Source organism: Veillonella absiana, assembly GCF_032970865.1.
GTDB lineage: Bacteria > Bacillota > Negativicutes > Veillonellales > Veillonellaceae > Veillonella > Veillonella absiana.
Map to the genome: position 1 here is coordinate 22,033 of NZ_JAWJZB010000007.1, position 23,889 is coordinate 45,921.

At 39.1% G+C, this 23,889-nt stretch carries 21 protein-coding genes, 1 tRNA gene and 1 riboswitch; of the genes, 20 read left to right on the forward strand and 2 right to left on the reverse strand.

The window, feature by feature from the left end; genetic code table 11:
* Window positions 1–124: 124 nt before the first annotated feature.
* Window positions 125–634: an RrF2 family transcriptional regulator gene (locus RVY80_RS06620; protein ID WP_317330016.1), complete on the reverse strand. Its 510-nt coding sequence runs from the start codon at window positions 632–634 to the stop codon at window positions 125–127.
* A gap of 711 nt (window positions 635–1,345) precedes the next feature.
* Here RVY80_RS06620 and RVY80_RS06625 point away from each other — a divergent pair.
* The 3 genes from RVY80_RS06625 to RVY80_RS06635 all read left to right on the forward strand — a co-directional run bounded on the left by RVY80_RS06625 (window position 1,346) and on the right by RVY80_RS06635 (window position 3,942).
* Entirely contained in the window at window positions 1,346–1,528 is a 183-nt protein-coding gene (locus tag RVY80_RS06625; protein WP_295189167.1) for a hypothetical protein, read from the forward strand.
* Window positions 1,529–1,613: 85 nt separating this feature from the next.
* Entirely contained in the window at window positions 1,614–2,804 is a 1,191-nt protein-coding gene (locus tag RVY80_RS06630) for a M20 metallopeptidase family protein (RefSeq protein WP_295189170.1), read from the forward strand.
* A gap of 7 nt (window positions 2,805–2,811) precedes the next feature.
* Window positions 2,812–3,942: an MFS transporter gene (locus RVY80_RS06635; protein WP_317330081.1), complete on the forward strand. Its 1,131-nt coding sequence runs from the start codon at window positions 2,812–2,814 to the stop codon at window positions 3,940–3,942.
* A 179-nt stretch (window positions 3,943–4,121) separates the two neighbouring features.
* Here RVY80_RS06635 and RVY80_RS06640 read toward each other — a convergent pair whose 3' ends face one another.
* The gene (locus RVY80_RS06640) at window positions 4,122–5,108 is read right to left on the reverse strand and encodes a GMP reductase (RefSeq protein ID WP_295189176.1); all 987 of its coding nucleotides are present in this window, start codon (window positions 5,106–5,108) and stop codon (window positions 4,122–4,124) included.
* Between the two features lie 276 nt (window positions 5,109–5,384).
* Here RVY80_RS06640 and thiT point away from each other — a divergent pair, with 276 nt between their 5' ends.
* The 17 genes from thiT to thrC all read left to right on the forward strand — a co-directional run bounded on the left by thiT (window position 5,385) and on the right by thrC (window position 23,793).
* Complete coding sequence (gene thiT, locus RVY80_RS06645; protein ID WP_295192590.1) at window positions 5,385–5,912, forward strand: energy-coupled thiamine transporter ThiT; 528 nt, start codon at window positions 5,385–5,387, stop codon at window positions 5,910–5,912.
* Between the two features lie 97 nt (window positions 5,913–6,009).
* Window positions 6,010–7,134, forward strand: a complete 1,125-nt coding sequence (gene mobB, locus RVY80_RS06650; protein WP_317330017.1) for a molybdopterin-guanine dinucleotide biosynthesis protein B — start codon at window positions 6,010–6,012, stop codon at window positions 7,132–7,134.
* Between the two features lie 149 nt (window positions 7,135–7,283).
* Window positions 7,284–8,501 carry a molybdopterin molybdotransferase MoeA gene (locus RVY80_RS06655; protein WP_317330019.1) on the forward strand — a complete coding sequence of 406 codons (1,218 nt, stop codon included), beginning with the start codon at window positions 7,284–7,286 and terminating at the stop codon, window positions 8,499–8,501.
* A complete protein-coding gene (locus RVY80_RS06660; protein ID WP_411040734.1) occupies window positions 8,501–9,538 on the forward strand; it encodes an AraC family transcriptional regulator in 1,038 nt (345 codons plus the stop codon). Before RVY80_RS06655 ends, RVY80_RS06660 begins: the two co-directional genes overlap by 1 nt.
* Window positions 9,539–9,967: 429 nt before the next feature.
* A complete protein-coding gene (gene ttdA / locus RVY80_RS06665) occupies window positions 9,968–10,870 on the forward strand; it encodes a L(+)-tartrate dehydratase subunit alpha (RefSeq protein ID WP_295189188.1) in 903 nt (300 codons plus the stop codon).
* Window positions 10,870–11,481 (forward strand): L(+)-tartrate dehydratase subunit beta, encoded by a 612-nt coding sequence (gene ttdB, locus RVY80_RS06670; RefSeq protein WP_295189191.1) that lies wholly within the window; start codon window positions 10,870–10,872, stop codon window positions 11,479–11,481. Before ttdA ends, ttdB begins: the two co-directional genes overlap by 1 nt.
* A gap of 221 nt (window positions 11,482–11,702) precedes the next feature.
* Window positions 11,703–12,977, forward strand: a complete 1,275-nt coding sequence (locus RVY80_RS06675; RefSeq protein ID WP_317330023.1) for an SLC13 family permease — start codon at window positions 11,703–11,705, stop codon at window positions 12,975–12,977.
* A 228-nt stretch (window positions 12,978–13,205) separates the two neighbouring features.
* Window positions 13,206–13,994, forward strand: a complete 789-nt coding sequence (locus RVY80_RS06680; RefSeq protein ID WP_295189197.1) for a protein-ADP-ribose hydrolase — start codon at window positions 13,206–13,208, stop codon at window positions 13,992–13,994.
* 108 nt (window positions 13,995–14,102) lie between these two features.
* Complete coding sequence (locus RVY80_RS06685) at window positions 14,103–15,773, forward strand: formate--tetrahydrofolate ligase (protein ID WP_310746035.1); 1,671 nt, start codon at window positions 14,103–14,105, stop codon at window positions 15,771–15,773.
* Between the two features lie 117 nt (window positions 15,774–15,890).
* Window positions 15,891–16,511 carry a cyclodeaminase/cyclohydrolase family protein gene (locus RVY80_RS06690; RefSeq protein WP_295189203.1) on the forward strand — a complete coding sequence of 207 codons (621 nt, stop codon included), beginning with the start codon at window positions 15,891–15,893 and terminating at the stop codon, window positions 16,509–16,511.
* A 190-nt stretch (window positions 16,512–16,701) separates the two neighbouring features.
* Window positions 16,702–16,796: riboswitch (glycine riboswitch) on the forward strand.
* A 180-nt stretch (window positions 16,797–16,976) separates the two neighbouring features.
* Complete coding sequence (locus RVY80_RS06695; RefSeq protein WP_295189206.1) at window positions 16,977–18,341, forward strand: alanine/glycine:cation symporter family protein; 1,365 nt, start codon at window positions 16,977–16,979, stop codon at window positions 18,339–18,341.
* A gap of 175 nt (window positions 18,342–18,516) precedes the next feature.
* On the forward strand, window positions 18,517–19,869 hold the full coding sequence (locus RVY80_RS06700; protein ID WP_317330024.1) for a nucleobase:cation symporter-2 family protein: 1,353 nt from the start codon (window positions 18,517–18,519) through the stop codon (window positions 19,867–19,869).
* A gap of 170 nt (window positions 19,870–20,039) precedes the next feature.
* Entirely contained in the window at window positions 20,040–20,480 is a 441-nt protein-coding gene (locus tag RVY80_RS06705) for an MOSC domain-containing protein (protein WP_295189211.1), read from the forward strand.
* A 12-nt stretch (window positions 20,481–20,492) separates the two neighbouring features.
* Window positions 20,493–21,458: a GTP 3',8-cyclase MoaA gene (gene moaA, locus RVY80_RS06710; RefSeq protein WP_310746047.1), complete on the forward strand. Its 966-nt coding sequence runs from the start codon at window positions 20,493–20,495 to the stop codon at window positions 21,456–21,458.
* Between the two features lie 126 nt (window positions 21,459–21,584).
* Window positions 21,585–21,905: a hypothetical protein gene (locus RVY80_RS06715; RefSeq protein WP_295189216.1), complete on the forward strand. Its 321-nt coding sequence runs from the start codon at window positions 21,585–21,587 to the stop codon at window positions 21,903–21,905.
* 18 nt (window positions 21,906–21,923) lie between these two features.
* A tRNA-Lys gene (locus RVY80_RS06720) sits at window positions 21,924–21,999 on the forward strand.
* Window positions 22,000–22,293: 294 nt separating this feature from the next.
* Window positions 22,294–23,793, forward strand: coding sequence for a threonine synthase (gene thrC / locus RVY80_RS06725; protein WP_295189242.1), 1,500 nt, complete (start codon window positions 22,294–22,296; stop codon window positions 23,791–23,793).
* Window positions 23,794–23,889 lie beyond the last annotated feature (96 nt).

Here is a 23,889-nt window from a genome sequence, read left to right on the forward strand (position 1 = left end):
TTGTCCTGAATCGTAAGCAGTGCTTTAAAATAGTATATCCCTCACATAGAATACCCCCCCTAATGTTAGATTATTAGTTCTAACATTAGGGGGGCAGTTCAATTCTTATGCAGGGGAGATCTTGTTAATTGCCATTCGATTGTGATTTAAACCATTCTATCGTGTCTAGTCGATCTTGTTCAGATAAGACCTCTGTATAGGTATAATGATGGAGCCAGGCTAATGTATACTGTTGGAGATAGCCTTTAAAAGCTTCTTCGCTACCACTCATTATTTTTCGCACGGCACATGGTGTTTTATAAGGGGGTGGTACAGTTTCTTCTTCCTGTAATAAAATAGAGGCGTGTCGAACAGATTTACAACGAAAGAAGCTATCTTTGCCTTCTACTGCTTCAAATATATCGAGAAAAGAAATATCTGCTGGTGATTGCGCAAGGCGATAACCGCCTTTAACACCTGGTTCTGCTTGTACTAATTTGGCTTTTGTAAGTTTAGTAAAAATCTTTGCTAAGTAAGATTCTGAAATGCCTTGGTAGAGGGCTAAATTTTTTACTGTAGCTGGAGATTTATCTTGCAAATCTATCATTGGTAATAGGCAGTGTAGTGCATATTCTACACCAATAGACATCTTCATAAGTACCTCGATTCAAATATAGTATAGTATATATTGTGGATTAAATACGGTTCCGAACTGTATAGAATGATTTCGGTATAAGTATGCAAAAGATGATAAAGGTTCTGCTGTTTTATTTATAGTATATGAATATTATATCACCAAATTTTATACTAAACTAACAAATTAAATTTATGTATTTATAAATGAAGTACTTGTAAAATTTTAGTTTTCATATTGACAATGCCTATGTACAGTGATACTATAATTACAGATAGAAGTTATCGGAAATATCCGAGCTACTGTCATAGGGAATCGCCAGTAACCATACACACAACTCACACACACATTTAACTGGTTGTTTATAAGTTTCTCTCTCTCAGCTTATAAACTAGATTCTCTGCCTAAGGTAAATTAGGCACTCTTCACACATCTCCTACTATTTAGGTACACTCACACACACTATTGCTTCGGCAATCCTAAATAGTTAGAGAGACAACTTAAAACTCTAGTAAAGGGGACATACCGACGGGTATGTCCCCTTTACTATACAAAAACTGGTTTAAATATACAGATATATGAGATCTATAGATATAGTTATATTTTTGCGTGTCATGGAAATTGAGACTATTCCTTATGCTTAGTTTCATATATAATAAAAGCAAATAAGAGTAAGGCATATCATATTTGTTGAAGGGAGGTACCAAGTGTAGTAACATTTGGGGATATACAATGAATGCAGAATCTATAAAAAAAGATATTTTAGTGCCAGTTGTAGCAAAAGGTTTACAAATTGCAGCGGTAGCTAAACCAACAAAAGATGAGTTAGTTGTTTGTGCTAAAATTACTTCTGGGGTAGCTATGCTAACAGCTATTGGTTGTTTAGTAGTACAAGCAGTGTTAAGAAACAAATAAAAGGTTTACAAGAGAACGACAACGAGGAATCTCGTGGTCGTTCCTTTTATATAGATTAGGATAAGAATAGAGAGGTGTATAACCTATGGAAATTAAAACATTAATACCAAAATATCAAGAGTATGTACAACAATGGCGTCGTTATTTTCATGAACATCCAGAGCTCAGCAATGAAGAGTTTGAAACGACAAAAACATTGGCGGCAGAGCTTGATAAAATGGGGATTCCTTATACTATTAACGAGGAAACTGGAACAGGTCTTGTAGGTATCATCAAAGGGGCAAAACCTGGTAAGGCTATTGCTCTACGTGCGGATATTGACGGTCTACCTGTGGAGGAGCGCAATACATTTGCATTTAAATCTAAAAATGATGGCAAATCCCATGCCTGTGGTCATGATGGTCACATGGCGATTTTGTTAGGCGCCGCACAAATGCTCATGGAAGCTCGCGATCAAATCGAAGGCGATGTATACCTAGCGTTTCAACCTGCAGAGGAAACAGGTGCTGGTGCGCCAGAATTTATGAAATTTGGAGACTGGTGGAGCAAAGTTGATGCCGTATTTGGCGGTCATGTATGGATTGATTTGCCAGCAGGTCTCGTTTCTGTTGAGGCGGGCGAACGCATGGCAGCTAGTGCGGTATTTACTATTAATGTAAAAGGTAAAACTGGTCATGGGGCGCAACCACATCAAGCTATTGATGCCATCGTAGTATCTAGTGCTATTGTTATGAATTTACAAACTCTAGTATCCCGTAATTTTAGTGCTCTAGATTCCGTAGTGTTAACTATTGGGAATATTCATAGTGGTAGTGAGTGGAATATTATTCCTGGGGAGGCTCAAATGGGCGGTACTGTTCGATTCTTTAAACGTGAACAAGAGCAGGAAATTGTAGATAAAATGCGTCGTATCATTGAACATACGGCTGAGGCTTATGGTGCTACGGCTACTCTTGATTATGAAAGTCGCGTTCCACCAACTATCAATGATCCAGCATCTTCAGAACTAGCAGAACGCGTTGTTATCGAAGTATTAGGCAAGGAAAAATTGTCTCCTATGCGTAAAGTTATGGCTGGCGAAGACTTTGCTTGGTATGGTGTGGATAAACCAACATGCTTTGCCTTTATTGGAATCCGCAATCCAGATATCGATGCGGTTTATGACCACCATAATAATCGTTTTACCATGGATGATACCATTTTATCTGCAGCCTCTGCAGTATACGCGCAGTATGCCGTATCCTGGTTGAAAGAACATAAAGATGACCATAACTAAAAAACATATGATATCCGCCTGGGCGACCTTTTTTATTCCAGGTGTATATATGGCATTATGGGCTGGTTATGTACCGTTTCTCAAGGCTCGCCTCAACATCGGTGATGATGTGCTAGGTTCTATGATTTTAGTGCTTGGCATTGGATCGATTATATCCATGACCCTCGCCGGCAAGGTGGCCAATCGATTTGGCTGTCGATTCACCGTGGTAGGTGGCAATCTCGTAGGGATGCTGGCTACTGTGGGTATCACCCTCAGTGATACTGTATGGATGGCCAGTACGAGCTTGTTCTTCTTTGGCCTCGGCATGGGACTAGGGGACGTGGCGGCTAATTTGCAAACCTTGCTGGTCGAAAAAATGTCAGGCCGTAAATTGATGTCTGGCTTTCACGGGGGGTGGAGTATTGGTGGATTTATAGGTGCCTTGTTGCTGTTATTTTTGTTGAATACAGTAGGCCTGTCTATCTATGGCAGTATTTGGGGAACCATTGCGGGTTTAATTATTTCATTGTTCGGTATGGCCCCGGGGATGTTATCATTTGGTAAGGATGAAAGTGACGAAAAAGGTGGAGGCTCAAAAAATCCATTGTCATTCCATCCCATTGCCATCATCTTTGGTATATTAGCATTTATTTCTTATCTCGTAGAAGGTGGCATGAGTGATTGGAGTGCTATTTTCTTAAACACTGAAAAAGATGTGCCTATTGAACGAGCAGTGATGGGCATCATGTTCTATCATATTGCCATGACGATAGGTCGTTTAGCAGGTAATGCGGTGAGCATGCATGTGAGTCCAAAACGAATTGTAGTGACTAGTTATTTCCTTGGTGCTATTGCATTAGGCATTATTATCGTAGCTCCACATAGTTGGGCCTTGGCATCCTTTGTGTTGTTGGGGCTATCGCTATCCATGATCGTGCCAAACTTATTCTCTGCAATGGGTATGCAAAAGGTGATTCCCATGACACAGGCCTTATCAACGGCCACCACATTGGGGTATGTAGGTGTGCTGGCAGGACCAGCATTGATTGGTTATGTATCACATAGTTTGAGTATCATCGCTGCTTTTACTATGCTAGCGGGATTATTGCTCATAAGCGTGGGATTGTCATCTTATGCGTATCGATTGATCAAATAACTTTGGGTAAATTATCACCTTACACTATATGCAGTTGTGTTCATCGGTATGTATGGGTACTAAAATAGATAAGCATATAAAGACTAAATAAATATATATAGCACGCAAAAAAACTATAGCACACAAAAAAGCGCATCCTTAGGGATGCGCTTTTACATGGGGCGTTATTGAATTTTGGATTAACGGTCGCCGTTAAAGATGGAGTTTTTAACAAGAACGTAATCAACTTTGCGGATGGCTTGTAATGTGTGGCCACCAGCGTAGGAGATAGCGGATTGCAAATCTTGTTCCATTTCTACCAATGTATCAAAGATAGAGCCTTTGGAAGGAATGTACATTTTTTTACCTTCTACATTTTTACGTTCGCCTTTTTGGAATTCAGAGGCGGAACCGAAGTATTCTTTGTAGGATACGCCGTCAATCACTGTATCTTTACCTGGGGATTCGATGTGACCTGCAAATAAGGAGCCAATCATAACAAGTGTAGCACCGAAACGAATGGATTTAGCGATGTCGCCATGGTCGCGGATACCACCGTCAGCGATGATAGGTTTTGTAGCTGCTTTGGAGCACCAACGAACAGCTGCTAATTGCCAGCCGCCAGTACCAAAACCAGTTTTTAATTTAGTGATACATACTTTACCAGGGCCAATACCTACTTTTGTAGCATCAGCGCCAGCGTTTTCAAGTTCACGCACAGCTTCTGGTGTACCAACATTACCAGCGATAACAAAGGATTCAGGAAGGTTTGCTTTAATATGTTTAATCATATCGATTACTGCATTGGAATGACCATGTGCGATATCAATCGTGATATAATCAGGAGTAAGGTTAGCTTTTGCAAATTCGTCAACCAAAGCATATTCCTCTGGTTTTACACCGATACTGATGGAGGAGTATAGACCTTTGTCATGCATGTCTTTTACAAAGTTGAAACGTGTTTCAGGTTGGAAACGGTGCATGATGTAGAAGTAGTTACCACGAGCTAATTTTTCAGCCAATTCTTCGTCAATAATAGTTTGCATGTTTGCAGGAACTACTGGTAAACGGAATTCGCGATTGCCAAGTTTTACATGTGTGTCGCATTCGCTACGGCTGGATACGATACATTTATTAGGAATCAATTGGACGTCTTCATAATCAAAGATATTCGTTGTGTTAATCATAGTTTCTATATCTCCTTTGAGGTATAATAAAACGAATGTATAGTTTGAGTTGCTCTTGATTTGAGCTATTTGACCTCAAACCTTAACTATTATACAGAATATAATGATAAATTTCAATCTATTAACGTATATAATTTAATTATTAGTATATGTAATTTGCATAAGGGTGAACTATTTTACTCGATATAATTATAATGTACGTATTTTTAGTTGGTGTATGTATTTCGTAAAATTATATGAGCTAGTACATATAGACCAGCAGAAAGTGTATCTCTTATGAACCATAATAAAACAAGAATGATTGCGGAAGGGGGAATGGCCATCGCCATCGCCTTTGTATTAAATTTCATTGTCCTATTTCATATGCCCCAAGGTGGTTCGGTAAAAGCTGCTAGTATGGTGCCATTAATGTTTTACGCCTATCGTTGGGGCGGGAAATCCGGCCTTACAGTATCTATCGTATACGGTATTGTAGATTTCCTGTTGGGATTTAAATATACTATTCACTACTTAAGTATTCTATTAGACTATATTGTTGGATATGGTATTATTGGGATTTGTGGATATTTTAAGGATACTACTATAGGTTTATTCAGTGGATCTTTATTGGCTATGGTGCTTCGTTGGTGTAGCACCGTAGTGAGTGGTGCGGTGGTTTTTGCTAGTTATGCCCCAGAAGGTCAAAATCCTTGGATTTACTCTATGATCTATAATGCATCTTATATGATTCCTAATGCTATTATTAATATTGCAGTACTCATGATTGTATATAAAGCGCTAAAAAAAGGAATTAAATCAGTATAATGTCATTAATAATGCTAGTGTTATAAACTCGTGGTAAACGTATTCGTCAATAGAGGAATATGGAATCGACATAAGTATGTCTGTTGAGGAGGTTGCTATGAACCAAGGAAAAGAACGATTAGGTCTTATTATATTAGCTGGTGGATTAGGAACTCGTATGGGCTGTCCAAAGGCTCTGTTGCCATGGGGAATAGATCCGTCTACTACATTACTATCCCATATGATACAAAAGGGGCAAACCGCGGGATTTAAACATATAATTGTATCTGTTGGGCCAGAGGACGAGTCACAGGTGATTATGGAATCTCTGCCTAGTTTATTATTATCTAAATCAGTGGATATTGTGTATGACGAATATCCTCGTTGTGGTCCGTTAGGTGGTTTATATAGCTCTTTGAAAGCTGCTGCACCTCTACATGTAGCCGATGCCTATGCGGTGGTGGCTGTGGATATGCCGTTTATTGAACTTTCACATTATCCTGATATTGCTCGATTCGACAATTGTGTGGATGTAGTGGTACCAAAGCATAGCAATGGTACCTTAGAGCCGATAGGTGGTATTTATCGCACAACTATCCTTCCCGTGCTATCATCTATTCTTGAGTCTGGCGATGAGGATGTATCCTTGCATCATATGATTGGAAAATTAGAATCCATGTCAGATTATGAAGTAGATACCATCGATATTCCAGAAAATGCTAGAGATTTATACAATGTGAATTATCAAGATGAATATGTATGGGCTCGTGCAGATTATATTAACAGTCAACGAAACGTACCTATATTTAGTGTGGTCGCATCTAAAAGCAAGACCGGGAAAACGACTGTGGTGGCTGCATTGGTGAGTGCCTTAGAGGCGCGTGGGATTCGTGTAGGCCTCGTTAAGAGTGACCACCATGGATTTGTTATGGACCATCCTAATACGGATACGGATACTGTTATGCAAGCTGGTGCGACAGCAGTAGCTATTGCAGGACCACAGGAGACGGCAGTTCGATTGCGTACGACGGAACAAACTAATTTGATGGAGTTGGCACAATCTTTACCGGTAGATCTTGTGTTTATCGAAACAAGATCCCAAGGTGTATTTCCTATCATTGAGGTGGTGCGAGAGGACCAAGAGCTTATTAGTGATAGTCTAGATCGTGTAGCTACTATTTCATTAGATGGATTGGAAGGAGATATTCCTAAATTAGTAGAACGTATCATCGCCACTATATAATGAGCTAGAATGTATTATCGTAGCCATATGGTGATAAATTGTTTTACTGTTGTTAGTCATGGTACTGTGATGGAATTCATTGCGTGAAATTAAAATCAAGCGTATTATGTAAAGAATTAATAATGAAGTATAGTGTGAAGGAGATTATCATGGTGGGAGTTACCGTAGAAGCGGCTTTATCCTTATGGGACGAAGTATTAGAGAATGTTGAATATAGAACTATGCCTTTGTCGGTTACAGTAGCTCGTGATTATGTACTAGCTGAGACAATTACTCTACCTCATGATGTGCCTCACTTTAATAAATCAGCTATGGATGGATACGGACTTATCTATGAAGATGGTCGTCGTAATTATATTATTGATGGTATTATTGGAGCAGGTGTAGTATGGAATGCTCAAGTACCACTAGGCCATGCCGTTCGTATTATGACGGGCGCCATGGTACCTACTATGTGTGATACGGTGGTCATGCAGGAACAATGTAAAACCGATGGACACATAGGGTCAACACTTGAAATCCAAGGACAAATTACTAAAGGAAGCCATATTATTTACCAAGGTGAGGATGGACGAAAAGGGTTGGAGGTTATTCCAGAAGGTACTGTCATAACTACGGCTGTACAAGCTGTATTAATGGGCCTTGGTTATGAAATGGTTGAGGTGTATCGAAAACCTCGTGTTTTGGTATTAACGTCTGGTAGAGAGGTGATTGATCCAGGCTTAAAACTTGTGCCAGGAAAAATCTATAATTCTAATCGTGTGATGCTCCAAGGATTTTTAAAGGATCTAGGTGTTGTGGAAACCGTACAATACCATGTAACGGATGATCCGGTGGCTTATGACGATGAGCTAGAAGCCATCATTCGCCTCGCAAGAGATTGTGATATTATTGTTAGCTCTGGTGGTGTGTCTGTAGGCTTGTATGATACACTGCCGAAAATGTACACAGCATTGGGGGCTAAGGTTTTGTATGGACGGATTCAAATGCGTCCTGGCGCTGCCTCGTATGGTGCGGTGACTCCAAAAGGCCAGCTGATTTTTGGACTCTCGGGAAATCCAGGGGCAGCCTTTAATGGTTGGCATTTATTGGTCAAGCCTGTATTACAACGCTATCTAGGCCGTGAGGGACAATTAGGAAAGGTGTTATTATGTTCATTAGGTGAGGGAATTGAAAAGAAAAATCCTTTCGACCGTTATGTGCAAGGTTCCATTGTGTTTGAAAAAGGGCGCCCTGTGTTTTATAAAAATTGTAGCAATGCCAGCTGTGGTCTTGTAGGTCTTGTGACGGTTAATGCATTGGCGAAAATTCCAAAAGGTGTTAATTCTGTTTCTGGAGGTGAGGACATAGAGGTTCATATGCTATGATGAATTACTTTCATTATCAATATAAACATGATCATCTACAATTTAGTAGTCATATTTACAAAATTAGTACCTATCATTACAATTGGCATCCTGAGACGGAGGTTCTTGTGTTATTGCAAGGGCGTGTCGAGGTCAGCTGCAATACGGAACGCACCTATTTAGAACCGTTAGATGTGATTATTATTGCGCCACAGGTGGGGCATGCAACACTGGCCTTAGAACCAGACACGACGGCTCTTGTGATGCATATGGACCCAAAATTTTTCACATCTTTTGACCCTGATTTTGGGACCTATCGATTTATTCTACAATCTGATGAAAGTACCCGTCATAATGAATTTTATACTGCTGTACGCCAATATATGGCCCAGATGATGTTAGAGCAACTGAAGGCGGACACACCACTTCGTAACATGGCTATGGAATCATATTTCCTTGGATTATCTCAGTTGGTATATAATAAAATTTTACCGGTGAAAGCAGTGATTAAGGGTGCAAAGCCTGCAGAATTACAAGAAGCAACATTTGAAAATATGATTGCTTATATTGACGATAATTACCAAAATAAAATTGAGTTAGAAGATATTGCCGCCATTGGTGGTTATAATGTGAGTTACGCATCTCAGTTTTTCAAACGACAAATAGGCATTTCATTTATGGAGTATCTTTTACGTATGCGACTTCGTGAGGCCGCTGTGTTGCTAGCTAATGGGGAGGAACAAATCGTTCGCATTGCAAACCAATGTGGTTTCCCTGATAGTAAGGCTTTTAATATGGCTTTCAAAAAACATTTCCAAAATACACCATCGGAATATCGGAAACAGGCTCAGTTAGTGGGACGTAAAACAAAATTACACGATTGGAAGGAAATGATTAGTGTCACTGATACAGAAGTTTTGTCAATTCTCCAATCTTTCATCAATACAAAACAGAAACGCAAAGTAAAGAGCCCAGATGCTACGGTTGTTCACGGAGACGATCCACGTATTGATATGGTAAGGGAGGAACTGAAAAAACTCTTGGATAGTTTGGTGTAAACCTTGAAGATAGTCATCATAGATAGTGCGATACTGTAAAATTAACTATAATAAAAATGCATGTATAAAAATATTAGAATAGGGAGATTTATATATCACTAACCCCCTTTTTCTTTACTAGGAAATAGCACATAAATGCTTATGGTATATGTGTTCTTTTTGTTTTGACTATAGGTGTATTTTTATATTGGTTAGGACCTTTTTTATAAAATAAAGCCCTGCATAGGTAAAATTGTAACTCTAAAAGTGTATATGAATTCGGATAGTGAAATCCCTAGAATCGAGTAGAATGTAATCAAGGACAGGGACACTGACATAACAGGAGACCTGAACGGATATATGAGTGACCGGCGGTCACCACAGACACTGTGAGGCACCCAATGGTGGGTGACCCAAATTCATTGATAAGTATACATGTGGAGGTTCCCTATGAGTACTAAAGAACAACAAGTACAAGAAATGACAAGAGTCATTGCAAAATTCATTGCACACATCGCAAAGAAATTGCCTGATGATGTAGAGGCGAAAATTAAAGAACTCGCTGCCGATGAAAAAAATCCATTAGCTAAAACGATCTATGAAACAATGAAAACAAACCAAGAGTTGGCGTTCGAACTTGATCGTCCATCTTGTCAAGATACTGGTGTATTACAGTTCTGGGTGAAAGTTGGGTCCAACTATCCTCTATTAGGAGAAATCGAAGAAATTCTTCGCAACGCTACATACCAAGCAACACAAGATGCACCATTGCGTCACAACTGTGTAGAAACATTTGATGAATTTAACACAGGTAAAAATATCGGTCGTACAGCACCATATATCACTTGGGATATTATTCCTGGTAGAGATGATATCGAAATCTTCCCTTATATGGCCGGTGGTGGCTGTTCTTTACCTGGCTCTGGTAAAACATTAATGCCTGGTGAAGGTTATGAAGGGGTAGCTAAATTCGTATTCGACTTGATGACAAGTTATGGTCTAAATGCGTGTCCTCCACTACTTGTTGGTGTTGGTATCGCTACATCTATTGATACAGCTGCTATGATGAGTAAGAAAGCATTAATGCGTCCAGTTGCATCCAAAGCAGATAACGAAAAGGCTGCATATATGGAACAATTGTTGGAAGACGGTTTGAATGACTTGCACCTTGGACCTCAAGGTATGGGTGGTGACAAATCCGTTATGGGCGTTAACATCGAACATGGTTCTCGCCATCCATCCGTAATTTCCGTAGCCGTAAACGTAGGTTGCTGGAACCACCGTCGTGGTCATGTGGTATTCGACAAAGACGGTAATTATGAAATCTTGTCTCATGCGGGGGTGACATTCTAATGGCTAAGAAAATTTTAACAACACCAATTAAACGTTCTGATTTAGACGGTATTAAAGTAGGCGATATCATTTATTTAACTGGTCATATTACGACTTGCCGCGACGTGGCACATCGTCGTTTGATCGAATTAGGTCGTGAACTTCCTGTAGATGTTCGTGATGGCGCTATCCTTCATGCAGGCCCAATTGTGCGTGCTCATGAGGATGACAAATTCGAAATGATTTCCGTAGGTCCTACAACGAGTATGCGTATGGAAAAATTCGAGTACGATTTTGTAAAAGAAACAGGCGTGCGCCTCATCGTTGGTAAAGGTGGTATGGGTCCTAACACAGAACGTGCTTGTAAAGAATTTGGTGCCTTGCACCTCGTATTTCCTGCCGGTAATGCCGTACTAGCAGCAACAGAAGTAGAAGAAATCGAATCTGCTAACTGGCGCGAACTAGGTATGCCAGAAACATTATGGACTTGCCGTGTAAAAGAATTCGGCCCGTTGATCGTATCCATTGATGCGGAAGGTAACAACTGGTTTGAACAGAAAAAAGTTGAGTATAATGCAGCAAAAGAAGAGGTACTTGCTGAAATCAACAAACACGTAAGTTTCATTAAATAAATTAAATTGTTTTTGCTACATATATTTCATATATGATTTAAGGTATATATTGAAATATATGTAGTGAAAACTTTATACATCGGCAAGTGCCTGTTGGTAGATTGATTTGTGTAAGTACCTAAAATGAATATATAAGTCCCTTTTCAGAACTATTTTGTAAGAGGCTTATTTTTTTTACCCAAATTTAGAAAATGTTGTATTTTGAAAGTGAGATAAGGCTGATGGATCAATCCGTTGTTATCACCCTAGGATTTTTGGTGTTTGCTATTATAATGTTTGCCTGGGAGAAAATACCTTTGTCCATTACAGCAATGATTGTAGCTGTAGGGCTTCATTTAACAGGCGTGTTGTCAGCAAAAGCTGCATTTGCAGGATTTGTAGATACGAATGTATTATTATTTATGGGGATGTTTATTGTAGGCGCTGCATTTTTCGAGACCGGTCTAGCTGTAGAGGTAGGCAATTTAGTTACTAAAGTAGCAAAAACTGAGACTCGTTTGATTATTGCTATTATGATGATTACAGGGCTCCTATCCGGATTTTTGTCTAATACAGGAACTGCAGCTGTATTAATTCCAGTAGTCATTGGAATATGTAAAAAAGCAAACTTTAGTCAAACTCGTATGATGATGCCTTTAGTTTTTGCTGCAGCTATGGGGGGCAATATTAGTTTGATTGGCGCGCCTGGAAATATGATTGCTCAAGCGGGGCTTCAACAAGCCGGTTTGCAAGGGTTTGAGTTTTTTGATTATGGAAAAATCGGCTTACCAATGTTAATTGTAGGGACTATTTTTTATGCTACTATTGGGAAACGATTTTTACCAACCACACCTAGTCGTACTCCAGATGCAAGTTATCAAGGTAATGATGATTATAGTCATATTCCAAGTTGGAAAAAATGGATTGCTGGTTTAGTTCTAGTAGGAACTGTAGCGGCTATGATTTTTGAAAAAGAGCTAGGTGTAAAACTCTATGTGAGTGCCTGGATTGGCGCATTAATATTGGTGGCTACGAATGTTATTACTGAGACTGCTGCTATTAAGTCTATTGATATGAAGACTATTATGCTTTTTGCCGGTTCATTAGCTCTTGGTGATGCCATGGTAAAAACAGGTACAGGCTCTGTCATTGCAGATACTGTTGTTGCTATGTTGGGTACAAGTCCAGAGCCATTAGTATTATTGGTGGTTATCTTTATCTTGTCTGTATTTATGACAAACTTTATGTCTAATACTGCAACTTGTGCTTTGCTAGTGCCAATTGGCTTATCCTTAGCTAATCAATTAGGGTTTGATCCTAAAGCAGTCCTAGCTGCTATTGTGGTAGGAAGCTCATTAGCTTATGCAACACCAATTGGTATGCCAGCGAATACCATGGTATATAATATTGCCGGATATAGCTTTATGGATTATGTGAAAGCAGGAATACCTTTGATTGTAGTATCTATGATTGTATCTTTAATTTTGTTACCAATTTTGTTCCCATTCCATCCATAATATATAATTTTAATAGTTATGAGTATCTTAGCAATCCCCATTTTTGGGCGTTGCGGAGATACTCATTTTAATTTATACGAATTTTTTACACATAGTTCTACTACTAAGTGTTATTTTTTTATATAATAAAAGTATACATATTGAATATGAAAGGTATACATAGTGAATATATAGGTATACTTTCACTAGTAGGAGTGAAGCGATCGTCGTGCGATAATGGGAGGCACTATGAGTACTACAACACGGTTAGAGCAATTACAATGGTTAAATCAATGGTTACTTTCTGATATGCCAGAGTACAAGGATCATATCCATAGTTTTGGGAAGGATGAAGATGGTCAGTTTAAATTATTCCGTGCATTGATGAATGTGCGTGAACCGAGTCCTGTGACAGAAGAATTCTTAGATCGACAAGATGCATTTTTAGCAGGTGAGTTAACTCGTAAAGGTGTTACCGAGTTTTCTGATTTAAAAGAAATAGAACCTAATATATATCTATGGAAAGGTGATATTACAACTCTTCGTATTGAGGCTATTGTAAATGCTGCCAATAGTGGCATGACAGGTTGTTATCATCCGGGACATGAATGTATTGACAATGTGATTCACACTTATGCAGGTGTGCAATTGCGCTTGGAATGTGCTTTACTCATGGGGTTACAAGGTCATGAAGAGCCGATAGGTCAAGCACGTATAACGAATGCGTATAATTTACCAAGTACTTACGTAATTCATACGGTAGGGCCACAAATCTCAGGTCCTGTTACTGAAGAAGAATGTTATTTGTTAGAGGCTTGTTATCAATCTTGTTTGGAAGCGGCAACAGCAGAAGGGATTACAAGCTTGGCCCTTTGCTGTATTAGTACTGGCGTATTCCATTTCCCTAATGAGAAGGCTGCTGAAATTGCAGTGCGTACAGTGAAAAATTATGTAGCAGAGCATCCAGAATTAAAGGTTGTGCTTGATGTATATACAGATGTAGATTTAGCAATCTATCAAGCACTGCTTGGAAAATAAGTGATACCTGTATTTTTTCGCGCAGAAAACGGAATATTATTCTATAATAGATATATTCTATAATAGATATATTAGGTATATATAACTACAGTAAGCATAGGAGGATATATGTTAAGTGATATTGAAATAGCCCAACAGAATAGGATGGAAAAAATCCAAGTTATTGCTGATAAATGTGGCTTACAACCAGAAGAAATTGAACAATATGGACATTATAAAGCGAAGATTTCTTTTGATGCCATTCGTCGTTTAGAAAATGAAAAAGATGGCAAGCTCGTTCTTGTTACAGCCATTACTCCAACACCAGCAGGGGAAGGTAAATCTACCACTAGCATTGGTTTAGTACAAGCCTTGAATAAAATTGGTAAAAATGCTATTGCTACACTTCGTGAACCATCCTTGGGTCCAGTGTTTGGTATTAAAGGTGGCGCCGCAGGTGGCGGTTATGCGCAAGTTGTGCCAATGGATGATATCAATCTTCACTTTACAGGTGATATGCACGCTATCACATCTGCGAACAATTTGTTATCAGCAATGATTGATAATCATGTACATCAAGGAAATGAGTTAGGTATTGATATCCGTCAATTATCTTGGACTCGCGTGCTCGATATGAATGACCGTGCCCTTCGTAATGTAACAGTAGGTCTTGGTGGTAAAGTTTGCGGGTTCCCTCGTGAAGATCACTTCATGATTACTGTAGCATCTGAAATCATGGCTATTCTTTGCCTAGCAAAAGATTTGGAAGATTTGAAAGCTCGTTTTGGCCGTATCGTTATTGGTTGCAATATGCAAGGTGAACCGGTGTATGTACATCAACTCGGTTGTGAAGGCGCTATGGCTCTCTTGATGAAAGATGCGATCAAACCAAATCTTGTACAAACCTTAGAACATACACCAGCTATCGTACATGGTGGACCATTTGCGAATATTGCTCATGGATGTAACTCTATCGTGGCTACAAAACTAGCATTGAAATTAGGTGACTTTGTTGTAACAGAAGCTGGTTTTGGTGCTGACCTTGGGGCAGAAAAATTCATGGATATTAAATGCCATTACGCAGGGATTTATCCAAATGCAGTTGTCATTGTAGCTACATTACGGGCCTTAAAAATGCATGGTGGCGTAGCTAAAGCCGATCTTAATAGTGAAAATGTAGCTGCTGTTACGGCTGGTTTTGTAAACTTGAAAAAGCAAATTGAAAATATGCGCTTCTTCGGAGTACCAGTGTTGGTAGCCATTAATAAATTTGCCACAGATACTGATGCAGAAATCGGTGAATTGAAACGTCTCTGTGATGAATACGGTGTGCCTGTAGAACTCAACGAATGTTGGGAAAAAGGTGGCGATGGCGGTATTGACATGGCTAAAAAAGTGGCTGAACTTGCTGAAAGCTCCAACCCAACACCTAAAACTGTATATGATGTGAATGATAGTATTGAAGAAAAAATCGATAAAATTGTTCAAACTATCTATGGCGGTGTAAAAGCAGACTTCACAGCGAATGCGAAAAAACAAATTAAGCAATTAGCTGATTGGGGCCTTGATAAACTACCAGTATGTATGGCAAAAACTCAATACTCCTTGAGTGACAACCCTGCATTGTTAGGCGCACCATCTGGATTTAATATTACTGTATCCGATATTCGTGTAGCGAATGGGGCTGGATTTATCGTATGCCGTACCGGTGATGTGATGGTTATGCCTGGCCTTCCTAAGAAACCAGCAGCCCTTAATATGGATATTGAAGCTGATGGAACTATTAAAGGATTATTCTAATAGACTAATCATTAGTACAATTGATAGATAATTAAGTTGATACGAATATAGAGCCCTCGGGGTAACCGAGGGCTCTAATACTATAGCAATCTACGTTTTGGATAAATAAGGTGAATTATGGAATTAAAAACATTAACAGTACAAGACTTTGTAACAGCAGCAGCCTCTGAGGCACCTACACCAGGTGGTGGGGCGGTAGCCGCTGTTACCGCAGCCACTGGAGCAGCATTGGCTGAAATGGTGGCAAATTTAACGATTGGTAAAAAGGGCTATGAAGATGTGAAAGATGTGATGGTGGATCTTCAACAACGAGCACAAGTAATTCGTGAACGTTCATTGGAGCTGGCACAAGCTGATGCTGATGCGTTTGGCTTGTTTATGAATGCCTTAGCATTGCCAAAAGAAACGGATGAGGAAAAAGCTATCCGTAAAGAGGCCTTACAAAATGCCTATAAATCAGCCGGCTCTGTACCTTTTGAAATTGGTGAATTGGCGAACCAAATTTTTGATTTAGCAGACATTGCTGTACAACAAGGTAATACTAATCTTGTTACAGATGGTGCTATTGCAGCTATTAATGCTCGTGCTGCAGTACGAGCTGCATTCCTCAATGTGCGTATTAATTTAATGGGTATCAAAGATGAAGCTTTCAATAAGGAAATGCGTGAAAAGATGGAGGCTATTGAATCCCAAATTGATGCACGGGAACAAGCTATTGTAAATGCTTGCAATTTATAATTTATGAAAATAATTCATATCTGATATGATAAACATTCTATAGAGATTATAGATTTTATATTGAAAATGTAAAGATATAGAGTTATAATGAATAACAGTTACATATCGCGTGGATGATCTATGCGGGAGAAGGCACTAGCCTACCGAAGGAGTTAAACTCTCAGGTGTTTTTAGGAACGGGACCGTATGGGGACACAACTCTGGAGAGTCCCATTTAATTGGGCGCCGAAGGTGCAAGGAGGTAATCCTCCAAAATCTCTCAGGCAAAAGGACAGAGCTTATAGAAAATACATAGATAATCATTTTTCCTATGGAATTTTACCTATTTCCTATGGTATGGATGGTAAGGTATTATTTATTGTATTTATATTTGCTATTTACCTGTCTCCAGAGTTATATGGAGGCAGGTTTTTTGTGTTTGTTCTTGTTGTTGGGGACGTTTTGTAGAGGAAAAGGAGAAAGAATATGTTGGAGTTATTAACTGCTATTGATGATTTTATATGGGGCCCACCGCTTTTAATATTACTCATCGGTACAGGTATAATGTTGACCATTCGGTTAAAGTTTTTGCAAGTTACTAAGTTACCTATGGCTCTTGGATTAATTTTTACGGCTCGTAACAAAGGATCTGGGGATATTGATAGCTTCAAGGCTCTTTGTACAGCCTTGGCGGCTACAGTAGGTACTGGTAACATTGTCGGGGTAGCTACAGCCGTTCATGCTGGTGGCCCTGGTGCTATTTTCTGGATGTGGGTAGCGGCATTTGTAGGTATGGCTACTAAATATGCAGAAGGTTGTTTGGCTGTTAAATATCGTACAGTCGATGACAACGGAGAAGTATCTGGTGGCCCTATGTACTACATTCAAAATGGTTTAGGTGAAAAATACAAACCATTGGCATTCTTATTTGCCTTCTTTGGTGTGTTAGTTGCATTCTTTGGCATTGGTACATTTGCACAAGTAAATGCTATCGTAGATATTACAAAATTGACCACATCCATTCCAGTAGAATACACAGCAGCTATTCTAACCGTATTAGTAGCGGCTGTTACACTTGGTGGGCTGCAATCCATTGCTAAAACAGCTTCCAAGGTGGTTCCTGCGATGGCAGCGATTTATGTAATAGCAACAGGTGTATTTTTGATTATGTTTGCTGACCGTATTCCTGGTGCAATAGAACAAATTATTGAAAGCGCTTTCACTGGCACAGCTGCACAAGGTGGTTTCCTTGGTGCCACTGTTATGCTCGCTATGCGTAGTGGTGTGGCGCGTGGTGTATTCTCTAATGAATCTGGTTTAGGTAGTGCACCAATCGTTGCAGCGGCAGCCAAAACAAAATGGCCTGCAGAACAAGGATTGATCTCCATGACAGGTACATTTATTGACACTATCATTATTTGTACCATGACTGGCTTGATGCTCGTTGTGAGTGGCACATGGACAGGTACTGTAAATGGTGCAGCATTGACTAATGAAGCATTCTTGATGGCATTCCCAGATTATGGTGGCATCATTTTATGCGTAGGTTTGGCATTGTTCGCATTCACCACAATTCTTGGTTGGAATTATTATGGCGAACGTTGTGTAGAATACCTCGTAGGCGTTAAAGGTATCTTGCCATACCGTTTGATTTTCATCGCTCTTGTTGGTTGTGGTGCATTCATTAAACTTGAGGTTATCTGGGTGCTAGCAGATATTGTAAACGGTTTGATGGCTATTCCTAACTTGATTGCCTTGATTGGTTTGAGCACTGTAGTTGTGAAAGAAACGAAAGAATATTACGATTACTTGCAAAACCGTAATCGCTTGTTGAAAGTGGTTCAAAAATAATATAGTTATATTTTAATATGATTTTAGTACAATAATCTTTCATAGGATCTAGGCTATCTTATGAAAGATTATTTTGTTTTTACCAGAAATATATCAAATTTATTCGAATTGATAAAATGACAGGAATCATGTAAACTAACGATAGTAATAGTTTAATTTAATATGGGGGAGAAGTATGAACACTGAACTCGAAAACCAACAGAGTAACACGGTTGACTCCTTGTTACCAGTTCCTCAGCTCGTTGCGTACGGTCTGCAACATGTATTAGCTATGTATGCAGGTGCCGTAGCGGTGCCAATTATCATTGCACAAGCCTTACATTTACCAGTTGAGGATTTGATTCGCTTGATTAATGCGGATCTTTTTACTTGTGGTATTGCCACATTGATCCAAACATTAGGATTTTGGAAAATTGGGGGACGTATCCCAATGATTCAGGGGGTAACCTTTGCATCTGTAACGCCAATGATTATGATTGGTGCTGAGCACGGCATTACTGCTATTTATGGTGCCATTATTGTGGCCGGTCTTATTACATTCCTCGTGGCTCCATTTTTTAGTCGTTTAATTCGTTTGTTCCCGCCAGTGGTAACTGGTACCATCATTACTATCATTGGTATTTCCTTGATGCCTGTGGCAGTAAACTGGATGGGGGGCGGAAATCCTAAAGCTGAAAACTTTGCTAGTTTTACAAATCTCGGCTTATCCTTTATTACCTTCTTAATTGTTGTATTTGTATATCGTTTTGGTAAAGGATTCTTTGGCAATATCGCAGTCTTAGTTGGGTTGTTTGCCGGTACAGCTATTGCTATGGCTATGGGCGTAACTGATTTTAGTGCTGTAGGTAAATCTGAATGGGTATCTATCATTCAACCATTTTATTTTGGCTTACCAACATTTGATGTTGCCTCTATTGTATCTATGTGCATTGTAATGCTTGTAGTTATGGTAGAAACTACTGGTGATAGTATTGCTATTGGTGAAATTGTTGATAAAAAAATCGGGAAAAAGGAATTAGCTGCCATTTTACGTGCGGATGGATTATCCACATTATTGGGTGGTATTCTAAATAGCTTCCCGTACACTGCATTTGCTCAAAATGTTGGTCTAATTGCAGTAACTCGTGTTAAGAGCCGTTTCGTAGTGGCTGCGTCTGGTGTAATTCTTGTGCTATTAGGTTTGTTCCCTAAATTGGCAGCTATCGTTGCATCTGTACCAAACCCTGTATTGGGCGGTGCTGGCCTTGCGATGTTTGGTATGATTATTGCCAGTGGTATCCGTTCTTTGGGTAAAGTAAGCTTTGATAATAATTATAACTTGATGTTGGTGGCGATTAGTGTTGGTGTTGCCATGATTCCATTGGCATCCCCAACATTCTATAATCATTTCCCAGATTGGGCTAAAATCGTATTGAAATCTGGTATTACCTTTGGTAGTATCATGGCAATCTGTTTGAATTTATTATTCAATGGCCTTGGGAAAAGTGAAAGTGCAGAACAAGATCTTGAGACTATGGGCCGCCGTTAATTACGTTCACTATCTATGGTGAATGCTAATAGGGCAGGACTGTTTTAATTACATACAGCATAGGTGGAGGTACTTTTGTATCTCCACTTTTTTATATTGTGATTTTATTTACATTAATCTGACTCTCTCGGTATGGTATAATGAACTATATTAGAAAAGATGAGGTAATTATGTCAGACGGTAAAATTATTGCTATTTCTATTAGCGAACAAAAAGGACAGAAAAAACATAACATAGAGCAAGCTAATCTCATTGTAGATCATGGCATGGAAGGTGATGCTCATGCAGGTAATTGGCATCGCCAAATTAGTTTATTAGGTATTGCTAGTATTGAACATATGAAAGCGCAAGGGGCAGATGTAAAACCAGGTGACTTTGCTGAAAATATCACAGTAGAGGGTATGGTATTATATGAGCTTGCTGTAGGCACTCAACTGCAACTGGGAAAAGATGTAATCCTTGAAGTTACTCAAATTGGAAAAGAATGTCATCAAGGTTGTGAAATTATGAAACAAGTAGGTTCTTGTATTATGCCTACACAAGGTATATTTGGTAAGGTCCTAAAAAATGGTACAATTTATGTTGGTGATGAAGTAACAATCATTAATTAGAGGTGTCATATGATCCAGGATTCATGGGGACGTACAATTGAATATGTTCGGTTATCTCTAACTGAGGCGTGCAATTTCTGTTGTCCCTATTGTAGGCCTGCAGAAATTACACCGCATAGCCAAATTAACTTGCTTTCACCAGATGAGTGGATGGTCGTGTTAGGGGCTTTTCACAAAATGGGGGTACGCGCTTTGCGATTAACCGGGGGCGAGCCCTTATTGTATCCACATTTTGAGGAATTATTAGTTAAAGTGAAAGCTACAAATTGGTTTGAAGATATCTCCATGACTACCAATGGTAGTTTATTGGCTAGTCGTGCAAAGGAGTTGCGACAATTAGGTCTGAATCGCGTTAATATTAGTTTAGACTCCCTTGAGGAACAGACCTTTGCAGAATGTGTGGGCAAATCAGGTCAATTGGATACCGTATTGTCGGGGATTCGTGCTGCTATAGAGGCAAAATTTAGGTCCGTAAAAATTAATACTGTATTATCTAGAGGTTGGTCTGATGCGGAAGTGGCCTCATTGTTAAAATATGTTGGATCCTGGCCTGTGATTTGGCGCTTTATTGAGTATATGCCCTTCCAAGGCGATGCGTTTCATGGGCCTACATTTGATGAATGGAAGGCGCAATTAGAACGTGTTAGCGGTGGAGTCTTAGAAGAGGTTCACTCTGTTTATGGTTTTGGCCCTGCGTCATATTATCGATTGCCTAGTGGCGTTGTTATAGGTTTTATTTTCTCTATGTCGCATAATTATTGTGATTCTTGTAATCGTGTGCGATTAACATCAGATGGGCGGTTACGTTTATGTCTTCTTCGTGATGATGAGTCTGATTTAGTTTCCTTAGTACGTCAAGGATATACGTCAGAACAATTGTTAGAACATATTGAACAGGCCTTACAACGCAAACAAGAACGTCATGATGGCATTTCTATGGATACACCAGAACGTCCTATGTGGCGTATTGGTGGTTAATATAGAATATAAATAATATATGCTAAATCAATGTGCTATAATGAATATGCTATAAAATAATATAAGATTATATGTATTATATATATTCCCCCAAGATATTGTTTAGATTCAGTATGAGGAGGTTCCATGGGATTTTTTGATTTCTTTAAACCGAGAAACAAAGAAAATATAGAAGAATGTTGGCCTGGTGGAAAAATTCTGCAAGTACATGTGGAATATGATACGGTGAAAGATGAGTTCATCTATATTGGGCGTTATGGACTTCGTTTTACCATGCCTAGAACTGATGTGAGTGAAATTGTTATTCAAGAGGTGAGCCGTACACATGGTGTAGTTCAACTACTGAAAGAACAAGTTGCGGTAGGCACTACAGATGTGATGCCTCATGAAGCATGTAATGTAGCAAAGCAATGGCTTGATGAAAGACTTTACAAGACTAGTGAATAGGAATATAATACTATTCATGGACCACTAGCTCAGCTGGCAGAGCACCTGACTCTTAATCAGGGTGTCCAGGGTTCGATCCCCTGGTGGTCCACCAACTATAACTATACGACCTCAAGTACCTTTACATGGTTACTTGAGGTTTTTTATATCCTATGTATAGGTTAATTATAAAATTGTATCGGTTCATACAAAGGAAAGATGAATTATCGTGTCTACTGTAGAAAACTATTTGTACATTATAGTGGTAAAAATCAGTGTTATCGGTTATAATATATAGATATTAAATTTGATAGACTCCGCTGTTTCATATGAGGTATATGACACTGGTGGAGCTCTCAATATACAACATTTTGAGGAAAAAGATTAAGTTTGTAAAAGAGGTTGAATGATGAAATATACAAGTACTCGCGGTACCGTAGCAGTCAATGAAACATATGCATTATTACATGGGTTAGCAGAAGATGGCGGTTTATACGTTCCAGCGTTATTCCCTGAAAATTGCTTGTCCTATGCAGATATTAAAGATAAAAACTATCAAGAAGTAGCGCAAGTAGTATTGGAGAAATTATTCCCATGCTTCTCTGAGGCTCATTTGAAAGAAATGATCAACTCTGCTTACAACGATGCAAACTTTAACACACGCGATATCGCTCCATTGCATTCCTTGCTTGAAAAAGTCTCCGTATTGGAATTGTTCCACGGTCGTACACAAGCTTTCAAAGATATGGCATTGTCCTTGTTCCCATATTTACTCGTGGCAGCGAAAGAAGAAGAAGGGGAAACTAAGGAAGTATTGATCCTAACAGCGACATCCGGTGATACTGGTAAAGCTGCATTGGAAGGTTTCAAAGACGTTCCAGGCACACATATTCAAATTTTCTACCCTACCAATGGCGTTAGCCCAATGCAAGCGGAACAAATGCAAAAACAAGAAGGTGCTAACGTTAATGTAACAGCTATTCATGGCAATTTTGATGATGCGCAACAATTCTTGAAACGTTTATTCGTTGACAAAGATGTAGCCGCAGAAGTGGCTAAACAAGGCGTTATGTTCTCTAGTGCAAATTCCATTAACATCGGCCGTTTGGCGCCACAAGTGGTGTACTATGTAAATACCTATGCGGAACTCGTTGCACAAGGTGCTATTCACGAAGACGAAGCATTCAACGTAGTAGTACCAACTGGTAACTTTGGTAATATCTTGGCAGCTTACTATGCTAAAAAAATGGGTGTGCCAATCGGTAAAATGATTTGTGCGTCTAACCAAAATAATGTATTAACAGACTTCTTCGAAAATGGTTCCTATGATATGAACCGTCCGTTCTATACAACAATTTCTCCATCCATGGATATCTTGGAAAGTTCTAACTTTGAACGTTTCTTGTACTACATCTCTGGTGAAGATGCTGAACGTACAGCCGGTTGGATGAAAGATTTGAAATCCACTGGTAAATTGACTGTGAACGAAGATGAATTCAAACGGGTACAAGCGAACTTCTCTGGCGCATACATCAATGATGAAGAAACAAAAGCCATCATTGAACAAGTATACAATTCCTATGGCTATTTGATGGATCCACACACAGCTGTAGCGATGGGTGCATACATGAAAGAATTGGCGAAACATCCAGAAGATGGTGCTCGTCATACTGTGATTGCATCTACAGCACATCCGTTCAAGTTCCCTAATCCAATTTGTGAAGCCCTAGACATCAAAGTGGGTGCTACACCTTACGAAAGTTTAGATAATATTTCTGATGTAACAGGCGTGGCATTCCCTAAACAATTGGAAGCATTGAAATCCAAAGAATTGCGTTTTACTCGTGCTATCGACAAAGAGAATATGAAACAAGAAATTCTTGATTTCGTTAGCACATTTGCAAAATAGTCAAATATCTACATATTTGCAAAACAATCAAGTATCTATTGTATTGTTAATGAATAATACACACGATACATGATATATATTTAGTAAATTTATTTC